At 65.9% G+C, this 11810-nt stretch carries 8 protein-coding genes; 4 read left to right on the top strand and 4 right to left on the bottom strand.

Annotation, left to right across the window (positions count from 1 at the left end; genetic code table 11):
* Positions 1 to 1565, bottom strand: a 1565-nt coding sequence (locus tag NP3_RS32760; RefSeq protein WP_063045615.1) for a hypothetical protein, incomplete at its 3' end; no start/stop codon positions are given.
* Between the two features lie 258 nt (positions 1566 to 1823).
* On the opposite strand from NP3_RS32760, the gene NP3_RS32755 reads away from it, so the two are divergent.
* Positions 1824 to 2924: a glycosyltransferase family 2 protein gene (locus tag NP3_RS32755; protein WP_084509326.1), complete on the top strand. Its 1101-nt coding sequence runs from the start codon at positions 1824 to 1826 to the stop codon at positions 2922 to 2924.
* A complete protein-coding gene (gene rffA / locus NP3_RS32750) occupies positions 2914 to 4053 on the top strand; it encodes a dTDP-4-amino-4,6-dideoxygalactose transaminase (RefSeq protein ID WP_063045610.1) in 1140 nt (379 codons plus the stop codon). Before NP3_RS32755 ends, rffA begins: the two co-directional genes overlap by 11 nt.
* Before the next feature lie 18 nt (positions 4054 to 4071).
* Here rffA and NP3_RS32745 read toward each other — a convergent pair whose 3' ends face one another.
* From NP3_RS32745 to NP3_RS32735, 3 genes are all read right to left on the bottom strand, one after another.
* A complete protein-coding gene (locus NP3_RS32745; protein ID WP_084509324.1) occupies positions 4072 to 4671 on the bottom strand; it encodes a class I SAM-dependent methyltransferase in 600 nt (199 codons plus the stop codon).
* Positions 4672 to 4803: 132 nt separating this feature from the next.
* On the bottom strand, positions 4804 to 5097 hold the full coding sequence (locus tag NP3_RS32740) for a hypothetical protein (protein ID WP_157124714.1): 294 nt from the start codon (positions 5095 to 5097) through the stop codon (positions 4804 to 4806).
* Positions 5098 to 5180: 83 nt separating this feature from the next.
* Positions 5181 to 8171: an acyl-CoA synthetase gene (locus NP3_RS32735; protein ID WP_084509322.1), complete on the bottom strand. Its 2991-nt coding sequence runs from the start codon at positions 8169 to 8171 to the stop codon at positions 5181 to 5183.
* 628 nt (positions 8172 to 8799) lie between these two features.
* Between NP3_RS32735 and NP3_RS32730 the strand changes: the two genes are divergently transcribed.
* A complete protein-coding gene (locus tag NP3_RS32730) occupies positions 8800 to 10206 on the top strand; it encodes a family 2B encapsulin nanocompartment shell protein (RefSeq protein ID WP_063045608.1) in 1407 nt (468 codons plus the stop codon).
* A gap of 15 nt (positions 10207 to 10221) precedes the next feature.
* Entirely contained in the window at positions 10222 to 11784 is a 1563-nt protein-coding gene (locus tag NP3_RS51220) for a family 2 encapsulin nanocompartment cargo protein terpene cyclase (RefSeq protein WP_084509320.1), read from the top strand.
* Positions 11785 to 11810: the final 26 nt, after the last annotated feature.

The raw sequence follows: 11810 nt of genomic DNA, 5'->3' as shown, positions 1-11810 counted from the left end.
CGCATGCACAGCAGTTCGCCGAAATAGAAGTGACCGGTCGGGGTGTAGCCATTGACATAGGTCAGCTCGAGCGATTTCGCGTAGTTGCCGAAGACCAGGGATCCGTAGGCGCCGTCGAGCCTCATATCGTCGCGCTGCAGCAGCCCGCGCTCGCCGAGTTGGATCGTGGTACCGGGAAAGTCCGGGAACGCGGCCTGCGCCTCGGACCTGTTGGTCGGCAGATGCCATGTCATCGGCGTCGGCTGCGCGGCGTTGACCTGGTAGAACGCGATCGGGAACATCGCGACGATGGTCAGCACCCCCGCGGTGGCCAGACTCCGGTTACGTCCCAGCCAGACCACCCCGGCGACGAGCGCGCCGATCGCGGCGGCCGACAGTACGTGCCGGACCACATTGTGCGGATCCGCGGAAAAGGACCGCACCCACAGCAGACCGATCAGCAGGGCGGCCGCGACGCCGCGACTCTTCAGATTACGGAGGGTGGCGTAGCGCCCGAGTAGCACACAGACCAGCACGAGCAGGCCGAGCGCCAGCATCGGCAGCACCCGCACCGGCCAGCGCAGCGGACCGATCGAACCCGGTCCGGCACTCCACATCAGCATGATGACCGCGAACAGTGCGACCCCGCTGAGCTCGCGCCAGGATTCGCGGGCGCGCCGCCAATCGATGAATGCCAACGCCGGAATAAGGAACCAGGCGATATAGGTGACCGGCATCGGCTGGATATAGCCCCACCAGGAGGTGAACGCGGGCAATGTGCTCGGCAGACTGGCATTCAGCGATTCCGACCACGGCACCGTCAAGAACTGGTCGTTATTGATCTCCATGGTGCCGCGCCAGGTCACCTTCGCCGACAGCATGCTCGGCAGAAAGGTCAGCAATCCGGCCAGACCGGCACCCGTCGCGGCGACGGTCAACCGCGCCACCGGCTGCCATTTGCGTTGATAGACGAGTTCGCCCACCGCGACGGCGAGCAGCATCAGCGCTGCCTCGACGGCCGGGAAGATGTACTGCGTGGAGATGGCCAGGTAGAGGTAGATGAAGACGGGAATCGGCCCGCCCAGACCGCGGGTGTAGCGCACCGACGACGCCCAGGCATGGACCAGCCATGCGGTGCCGGTCAGCGCGGTCATCCAACTGGCCTCATCGAAGAACAGGAAGAAACCCGACAGCGGGAACGCGACACCCGCGACCGCGGACCACACCGGCCGCGCGCCGTACACCAGGCAGATCCGGTAGACACCGAGCGCGGCGATGATCGCGAAGATCAGTTTGACGACGGTCGCGTACACCGCCATGTTGTCGACCGACGGCGCGATCAGATCGATCAGCAGCTGCGGCGGGTTGAACAGGCCAGCATCATCCATCGTGTTGTTGCCCGACATCCAGCGCTCGGGCACCAGCACCGGGAAGGTGCCGTCGCGCAGCGCGCGTCCCAGTCCCACCCAGAGTCCGGTGTACTGGGATTCGGTGTCGTCGGTGTAGAAGTGCCGCGCATTGGCCAGCAGTACCGCCAGGTATCCCGCGATGACACCGAGCGTGCAGAGGGCACCCCATCGGTACACCTCCCGGCGCGAATCGGGCTCGCTGTCGCGGGCGTCGGATCCTGCGCTTTTCGCCTCCGTCACTGCACCAACCGTCACGAGTTCCAAACCCTACAGCGCACAGTCGAGCTTGGCATCGAAGCGCCGACACCACCATGATGGTGCGATGAGCTGCTCCGGAATGCCGTATGCGTACCGTGTTAAAGTTCACGGCGGCTCGGGCTCTGCTGTCCAGCGGAGATTACCGGCACGCACCGTCATCGAAAGTCGATCCAGCTGATGCCGATTCCCACCGCCCACCCCAACGGCTCGCCCGCGGGTGCGACCAACGGACGCCCCGCTCGGCCGGGCGCCGACCAGCCGCACGCGGTGTCGGTCGTGGTGCCGATCTATCGGGGCGAAGAAACCATCGGCGGACTTGTCGAAGAACTGCACCGGCTGACCGATCCCACCGACACGCCCGGCGGCGTCGCCTTCACGGTCGGCGAGATCATCCTGGTGCACGACCACGGTCCCGACCGCTCCGATGTGGTGCTGCAGGAACTGGAGCAGACCTATCCGGAGGTCCGCATCGTCTGGCTCAGCCGCAACTTCGGGCAGGACGCCGCGACCATCGCCGGAATGTCGGCCGCCCAGGGCGACTGGATCGTCACCATGGACGAGGACGGCCAGCACGATCCCGCCTTCATCGGCGCATTCCTGGACGCTGCCCTGACCGAGCGCGCCGACCTGGTCTATTCGAAGCCGACCAACACCCGCCCGCACGGATTCCTGCGCAATATCACCTCGCGCGGCGCGAAGGTGGTGCTCGCGACGATCTTCGCGTTCCCGGACTCCACCCGATTCGAAAGCTACCGGCTCATCCGCGGCGATATCGGCCGCCAGCTCGCCGAGGTCGCCTCCAACGGCGCCTATCTCGATGTCGCGCTGACCTGGGTGGTCGGCAGCGTCGCCCAGGTGCCGGTGACCTTGCGCGCCGAGGGCCGTGAGGAATCCGGCTACAACTACCGCCGTCTTTTCTCGCTGTTCTGGAAGATGGTGTTGTGCAGCGGAACCCGGGGCCTGCGGCTGGTCAGCCTGCTCGGGGTCACCCTCGCGCTGGCCGGTGGCGTGATGGCCGCGTTCGTCGTATACGAGGCGCTCACCGCCGACAATTGGGCGCCCGAGGGCTGGGCCTCGATGATCGTCGTGCTGCTGTTATGTTCGGGGACGATCTTGTTCTCGCTGGGACTCATCGCCGAATACCTCGGTGTGGCTTTGCATATCCTCGTCGGCAAGCCGCTGTATCTGACCGTCGGTTCGCCGACGCCGCGCCCGGCGGATAACCGGGAAATGACCACGACCACCGCCAGCAGGGGGAACGACCGGGTTGAGCACTGACCGCGTCATCTTCAGCCGCCCGTTCCGGGCCCGCCGTGAACTGGCCAATCTGGAGGCCGTTCTCGCCTCCGACCACAGTCACGGCGACGGGCGGTTCACCGCCTCGGCCACCGCGAAGCTGAAGACCATCACCGAGGCGCCGCACGCGCTGCTGACCACCTCCTGCACCTCCGCACTGGAGATGGCGGGTCTGCTGCTCGAGCTCGGCCCCGACGATGAGGTGATCGTGCCGAGTTTCGCGTTCACCTCGACCGCGACGGCCATGGCACTGCGCGGCGCGACCTGCGTCTTCGCCGATATCGACCCGGAAACGGGCAATTTGGATCCCGAGTCGGTCGCCGCGGTGCTCACCGAGCGAACCAAGGCCGTTGTGGTCATCCACTACGGCGGGGTGGCCGCCGATATGGCCGGGCTGCTCGCACTCGCCGATGCGCACGGCATCGCCATCGTGGAGGACAACGCACACGGCCTGGGCGGCCGTTGGCGCGATCGCCCACTCGGCACCCTCGGCACCCTCGGCACGCTCAGCTTCCACGACACCAAGAACGTGCATTGCGGCGAGGGCGGTGCGCTACTGCTCACCGACGAGATCCTGATGTCGCGCGCCGAGATCATCCGCGAGAAGGGCACCGACCGAGCCCGTTTCCTGCGCGGCGCGGTGGACAAGTACTCCTGGCAGGATATCGGCTCCAGCTATCTGCCCAGCGAGCTCAACGCGGCGGTGCTGGACGCGCAGCTGGACGAATTCGAGACGATTCAGACCGGACGGCACCGGGTTTGGGACGCATACGCCGCCGCGCTGCCGGACTGGGCCCGCCGCAACGAAGTCCGGCTCATGGCGGTGCCCCAGGACCGGACACATACCGCGCATCTGTACTACCTGCGCACACCTACCGAGCGGCAGCGCGATGATCTGATCGCACATCTGGCCGCACGCGGTATCTCGGCGCCGTTCCACTACGTTCCGCTGGATTCCAGCCCAGCCGGACTCAAGCTGGGCCGCACCCCGAAGCCTTGTGCGCGCAGCGCCGAATTCTCGGGAACCGTTGTGCGCCTGCCACTTTGGCCCGACCTCACCGAAGATCAGATCACCAGGGTCATCGACGCCGTCACCGCGTACACCGTTTAGGCAAGAGCCGGACCCGCCTCACGCGGTGAGTACGAACAGCTTCTCCCGGCCACCGGCGATCAGCGACCGCTGCACCACGCGCGGCTCGTAACCGCGGAAGAACGCGTCCAGAGTCGCCTCGCTGAACCGGCGCGCCTGGGCGCCGTCGCCCGCATCGGTGAACCGCTGCCCGATCGCGGCGAGCACCCGATTGTCACTGGTGGCCAGATTGCGAATCGGCTCCGCGATGATCACCTGCTTTCCCGCCGCGGCCAGCATCCGATCGATGACCGGAGCGGGCTCGGGCAGAAAGTGATACAGGCTCGACTGCATGATGACGTAATCGGCCTCGGGCAGCGGGGTATCGGAACGCAAGTTCCACACCACGCCGCGTCCACCCGCCCGTGCCAGCCTGGCGATGAATCGGCCGTTGAGGTCGAGGCCGGTGTATTCGATGGACCGATCGCGCAGGTAGCGGGTGTACAGCGTCGCGGGTCCACAGCACAGGTCGACCACGCTGGCGCCATCGGGCACGAGTTCGGCGATCGCGCGATACCGAGCGGGGTAGTGCCGCCCATACAGCCCACGCATCAACAGCTCGTAGATGGTTCCGTTGCGGTAGATAAGGCTCGGTCTCACAGCACCCCTGAACAGTTGTCGACATGGCAACCACGCCACCCGGATGCGCCGGGCAGCCCGCGCGAGGCACCGCCCTCTGGGTAATGAATCAACCGACTCGCCAACACGATCCGGCGCGGCAAGCGTACCCGCCTACGGCTGCCCCTGCTGACGGGCGGCCTCCTCGCGGATCTCGCGAAGTCTGGTCGCCGCATCCTTCGTGGGACGGGCCGGGAGCGCGGGCGGTGGGGTGGCGGCCAGCTGCGGCGCCTCGGTCTCGGTGGCTTTGCCGCGACTACCGATGTAGAGCCGGAACACGCCGTAACCGGCCAACAGCAGGATCGCCAGAGGTACCAGGGACAGCACCAGGCTCTTCACGAACCCGATCACCATCAGCGCGCCCAACAGCGCCAATATGCCGACGCCCAGTTTGACCTTCCACGACATCTCGAAACCTCCGTTGTGGCCGCGCACCTGGCATCCACGCTACCCCGCCGTTCCGACCGAAATCGGAACGACGGGGCGCGGGCCTATTCGCCGAAGATGGTTCCGGCTTCGTCCTCGGTGCGGATTTCGTAGGCCTCGGATTCCCGGTTGTACCACCAGGTATCGGGCCCCGGCTGCGGACGACCCGCGGCCTGCACGGCCCGCGTCGACGGGCGGTAGGAGGAGCTGCGCGGAATCGTGTCGACGACGTACACGATGTCGGGCCGCTGGTCCGGATCGAGTGCGCGCACCGCCTCGGTCACATCCTTGGGTTCCAGCCGGAAGCCCTTGCGGACGCTGACCGCCGCCACCGCCAGCGCATGGTCGCCGACAGGTAGTGCGTAGGCGACCTCCATATCGACGGCGGTGATGTCGTTGAGCATGTCGACGATGGGCTGGGTGAAGACCGGGCCGCGTTCGGTGTGGATCACCGTATCCGTGCGATCCACCAGCCAGTAGTCGCCGTCGCTGTCACGGCGGAAGAGATTTTCCGTCGGCATCCACGCATCGCCCGCCGTGAATACGCCGCGCAGGCCGCCATCGGAGAGGTCGATGCCCTCGGTCGCCTTGCCGATCAACAGCCCGACTTCGTTATCCGCGCAACGGCGCGCGAAGCCGGACCTGTCGGTACGGATCTGCTCGGTGACCGGGTCGTAGGCGACCAGCTCCACCTTCGCGGTGCCCGGCACGGGGCGGCCCTTGCAGCCCGCCTTCACACCGGTCACATTGGCCAGCACCACATCGCCCTCGATGGAGGCGTAGAACTCGAGTACCCGCGCGGGCGCGAACTGTTCGGTGGTGCGTCGCCACAGGCCCGCGGGCATGCCCGAGCCGATGAACAGACGGATCGGATGCCAAGCGGGGGTGGCAGTCGGCGGAGCCGACGGGGTGGGTAAATACTGTCCGGCCGGGAAGACCTCGGCATCGAGGATGTCGCGCAGCATCGTCCAGGTGTAGGTGACCACGGTTACGCCGTAGCGGTGCACCTCCTCGCCGAACCGGATCGGATCCAGCGACCTGGCCAGTGCGATCCGGCTGCCGCCCGCGATCGCGCCGCCCAGGCTCACCAGCAGACCGGACGAATGATGCAGCGGCGCAAGGCAGTAGACAGTGTCCTTGCGATCCAGATCGGCCGAGGTCGCGGTGCCGAAGGCGGACAGCGCCCAGCGGTGGTTGGTGATGTACTTGGTCTCCAGGCGGTCGCCGGTGCCGGTGACGAGCACGAAGGCCAATTCGCGCGCCAGGCCCGGATCCGGGCGATACCAAGCGGGCAGCTCGACCTGCGTGGGATCGATCTGTTCCAGGTCGATCACGTCATCGCTCAATGGAATATCGAGAGTGCGCGTGCTACCGCCGCCGAGCACCAGGACCCGGGTACCGGTTGCCGCCGCCGCACGCAGATTCTCCGGATCCGAGACCAGGGCCTTGATGCCGGTGAGTTCGATGGCCCGATCCAACTCGCTACCGGGGGCGAGCAATACGGACACCGCGCCGATACGGGAGAGCGCGGCGACGGTGGCCAGCGCGCTCGGCCGGGTCTCCATCACCACGCCGACGCGCATGGCCGGGCGGATGCCGACGGAGACGAGCCCGCGCACGACATTATCGATGCGCGCGTCCACGGCGGCATTGGTGTGTACGCGATCGTCGAAGAGGAACAGATCGCGCAGCGGCGCGCGGCGTGCCTGCTCGGCGACCAAGCGGCCCAACGAGATACGGGTATGCGGCTGGATCATGCCGAGCCGAACCAGCCGCGGCAGCGCGCGCGCGGCCTCACCGGCGAGTTCGATCGAACCGCGCACGGTATTGCCCGCAATGCCCTCCAGCGCCTTGCCGACGCCCGCGCCCGCCTCGGCCAGGGTGGCCGCGGTGTGCACGACCCGGGTGGCCGCCGAATTCGGCCGACTGGTCGCCACATGGTCGGTCATCGGCGCGATCTCCGGGGGCAGCGGCTGATCGCCGTCCATCCAATCGATCCACTGACGCACCAGCGGCCAGGTATGCCTGGTCGCCATGCTGCCCGCGACGAGGCCGAAATGTCCTGCCACCAGACTGGCTTCATACACCTCGGCATTGGGTGCGGCCCGCACGATGCCGCGCACCGCGGCGGGCTGGCCGATATCGTCGACCTCGCCGACGAAGGCCAGGATCGGGCACTTCAGCTCGGCCAGCGAAATCGGCTGGTCCCGGATCACGAAGCCACCGAGCATCAATCGGTTGTGCACGACGAACTGCTTGAGCAGGTCCGCCGCCGCCGGACCGGCGTAGCCGACCCAACCGTCGTCATTGAGGAACCGGCGCTGACGCTCCTTGGGCAGCAATGCCTCTCGGTCGTGCAGCTGGCGCAGGAAGTCGATGCGCGATTTGGCGGTCTTCATCGGGTCGAGCATCTGGAAGCCGAGCCGGACCATGGAATCGGTGATGGGCAGACGGGTTACCACATGGTCGGCCAGGAACTCCGCGACGTCGGAGACCATGCCGTAGGGCAGTCCGAACGGCATGCCCGCGACCACATCCACCGGGCTGCCGAAGGTCACGATGCTCTCCACGCCCTTGCCGAAGCGGTAGGCCGTGGTCTGATAGGCGAACATGCCGCCCTGCGAGTACCCCATCAGGTGCACATTGGCGCCGGTCGCGTCGCAGACCGTATCGATGGCGCTGTTGACCGCGAGTACGTGGTCGGCCAGATCCCGTTCCCAGCCACCCTCCTCGCTGGCGGGCGAACCGAAATCGACCACCCAGCAATCGATTCCGCCGCGGTGCAGAATGCCGACCGCGCCGTCGTCGGCGTTCACATCCCAGATATCGGCATTGACCATCAGCGGCGGTACCAGGACCGCGACCGGGCGACCCGGCGTCACATCGTCGGGGAAGTAATGGCGCAGTCGATACATTCTGCGCCGTTCGACGACCTCGAACGGCGAGGACTCGACATCGTGGGTCAACCCGCCGAAGCGGATGACCTCGAGGCCGTTCTGGGCCGTTGCCATCAACCGCTGCACCGACCCGACCACACTTTCCACATTCAACTTCACGATCGCTCCTGGCCCTACCCTGCAAAGTGACCCGCATCACACACCCCGATGTGCTCAGACGAGCTTCCCACACCGTGTATCCATTATGGGTCGGACGTGACCGAGCGCAGCGAGGGCACCATCAAACACAGCACGATCCGTCGCAGCGGAGCCGAGCGCCAGCGAGGCGGAGCTGTGACGGGATCCATGCCAGGTCGGACCGATGATGCGGGATGTTCGCGGCGGCGGTGCGCAAAAGATACCGACCGTACGGCCTTGCCCGGTGCGCATCGATTCGCGCCGGGCCGTTATCGGCAGTTATCCGCATCGAGGTCATGTCGTAACCATCCGAAAAACAGACCAGCATTCTCGTGGCGTCATTCTCGAGATTCGTGTGCGCACAGCATCTTTCGCGGTTTAGGATCGAAGCCGTTCGGAACGCAATGTCGCGTAAGCCAATTCGCACGGGAGAATCGGTCACCGTCTGCATGCCTTGGGTCGGCCACTTCTCTCGGCAACCACGCCGCCATACCCCAGCAGGCCTGCCGCCTGTCGAATTGTTGTGCACCACCGCCGAATTCGAAAGCCGTCGAACCACCAGTACAGCACAATCGACCGTCTCGGTGACCATCTCAGGTGAGGACCACGCATGACCATCGAAATGCCAGTCCAAACAGAAACCAACGGGCGCAAAAGCCTCAGCACCGGCGCCGCCCACCAGCTCGCGCACACCACCAAGTCCGAGCCGCAGATGCAGGGCATCACATCGCGCTGGCTCACCCGCACGCTGCCGTGGACGCAGGTCAACGGTGGTATTTATCGTGTGAACCGACGACTGACCCACACCGTCGGCAACGGCGAGGTCGAGTTCGTCATCGACGGCTCGCAAGCCAGAGTGATCCCGATGGAACTCACCGAACTTCCGCAATTGCGGGACTTCGACGACGAAGAGGTGCTGCGAGCGCTCGCCCAGCGTTTCGAGCAGCGCGACCTCGAACCCGGCACGGTGGTCGCCGAATTCGGCAACCCGATGAATCAGGTCATGCTGATCGTGCACGGCAAACTCAGCAAGATCGGCACTGGAGAATTCGGCGAGCAAACCAAGCTCGGCATGCTGGGCGGCGGTGATTTCTTCGGCGATGAAACCCTCATCGACGGGTCCGGTATTTGGCCGGTGACGGTCAAGACCGTCACCCCGACCACCATACTGGTGCTGTCCCGGCAAACGCTCGAAGAAATGCTGGAGTACACCCCGGCGCTCCGCGAGCAATTGTCCCGTGTCGCCGACGCTCCGGCGCGCCCGCAGAATACCAAGGGCGAGGCGAATATCGAGATCTCCTCGGGCCACTTCGGTGAGCCGTTGCTGACCGGCACCTTCGTCGACCTCGACGACGCCCCGCGTGAATACGAGCTCAGCCTGGCCCAGAGCGTGCTGCGGGTGCATACCCGCGTCGCCGACCTGTTCAACGATCCGATGAACCAGGTCGAACAGCAGCTCCGGCTCACCATCGAGGCGCTCTACGAGCGGCGTGAAAGCGATCTGGTCAACAATCCCGATTTCGGATTGCTGCACAATTGCGACCTGAAACAGCGCATCTACAGTGAGTCCGGTGCACCGACGCCGGACGATATGGATGAGCTCTTGAGCATGCGGCGCAGCACGAAACTGTTTCTGGCACATCCGAAAGCGATCGCCGCATTCGGTCGTGAATGTAGTAAGCGCGGCCTGTATCCGGATCCGGTCGAGGTGGACGGACACCGCGTGTTCGCCTGGCGCGGCGTCCCGATCTACCCGTGCAGCAAGATCCCCGTCAGCGACACCCAGACCACCTCGATTCTCGCCATGCGTACCGGCGAGAAGGATCAGGGCGTCATCGGCCTGCACCAGACCGGCATCCCGGACGAGTACGAGCCGAGCCTGAACGTCCGCTTCAAGGGCATCGACGACCAGTCGATCATCTCCTACCTGGTCAGCTGCTACTACTCGGCGGCCGTGCTGGTGCCGGACGCACTGGGCGTGCTCGACAACGTCCTGGTCGCCCGGCAGGCGGACTGACCGGGGTGATGACCGATGTCGGTGCTCTCCCGCGCCTCGGCACCTCCCGCCACCCACGAGGTGGCCGCCGCTGTCGCGGCACTGCTGTCCAACCTCGAAACCACCGCTCCACCCACACTCCCGCTGGAGGTTCCGGAACCGGCAACCTCGGCTCCACCTGAAAACACCGATATACCGGAAAGTACGGAATTACCCGAATGCACAGCAATACCCGAATCATCCGAAACCCAGGTGGTGGAAGCTGATTCGTCAGAACTGGACCGACCTACCCGACCTGAGGCGATTGTTCCGCGCAGCCTGCTCGGACCAAGCGGCCTGGGTGCGGCTGCACTCCTACTTCCGACGTCCACCACCACCCAAGCGGGATTACCTACTATTGAGGTACCCGACCCCGCACGCACACCTACTATCCGGGCGGCTGGTCTCCAGCCGCCACCAGTGGCGTTCGACGCCACAACGATCGCTGTCGGCGTGGCGCAGGGGGCCGCGTCGGCAGGATCGGCCGCGACCGAACCGAAAACCGATCGGAGTCGAATTCCCTTCGGCCCCACTGGATTAGGTACCGCATCCGCCTACCTGCAAGGCACCGCGGCACCGATTCCACCGCTGTACTGTCCACCGCCGTTGCGTGATGACCCGGCGTTGGCCCAATTGGTCAACGACGGGCTCATCGACTGGGCGCGGGATATCGGTCTCTACGCCGGGCGCCTGGACGAACTGCGCGATGCCGACTTCGGCCGATTGATCATGCTCGCCCATCCGGACAGCAACGATGCGGACCGGCTGCTCGCCGCCGCGAAGTGCGCGGTCTCGGAATGGTCGGTCGACGATTACTACTGCGAGGAAGGAGCCGATGAGACCGCACCCGACGGCACGCCGTCCAGTGCGGAGGCCGAACTCGGCCCCCGACTCGAATTGGCGGCCGCCGCAATGGATCCCGTCCACCTCCCGGCTCGCTACCAGCCACAGCTGGAGCGGGCGCTACAGGCCGATCCGATCCTGCGCGCGTTCCGTACGTCCTTCGAGCATCTGTCCCGGTATGCGACCCCGGCACAGCTGGCTCGATTGCGTACCGAGATCGCTGGATGGTTCATCGCGCTCGGCGCGGAAGCCGGCTGGCGGTCCGCACACCGGATGCCACCGGTGTGGGAGTACCTCACCAATCGGCAGCCGCACAGTTTCCTGCCATGTATGGCGCCGATCGATGTGGTCGGCGGCTATGAGCTCCAGGCCGCCGAGTACACCGATCCGCGAGTGCGCCGGGTCGTCACCACGGCCGCACTCGCCAGCCAGATGGTGAACGACCTGTATTCGATGGCGCGCGAAGACCGTTCGGACGGTAGGGAATTCAACCTGCCGACGGTCTTGGCCGCGGAGGAGCGCTGCTCCCGGCGCGAGGCGGTGCTGCGCACCGCCGTCGTGCACGACGAGTTGGTGCACCGATTCGAACAGGAGGCCGGTCCGCTGGCCGCCGTGGGATCGGCCGAACTGCGCCGGTTCCTCGGCGGACTCTGGGCGTGGATGGGCGGCAACCGCGCCTGGCACGCCGCGAGCAAGCGCTACAACGAGTCGAATTAGCCAGTACCGCAACGTAATCAGTAGTA

Origin of the sequence: Nocardia pseudovaccinii NBRC 100343 (assembly GCF_001613225.1) — a bacterium.
In the GTDB taxonomy this organism is placed as follows: Bacteria; Actinomycetota; Actinomycetes; order Mycobacteriales; family Mycobacteriaceae; genus Nocardia; species Nocardia pseudovaccinii.
Note: the sequence above shows the minus strand (reverse complement) of the source record. Positions and strands in the feature narration are given on the sequence as shown.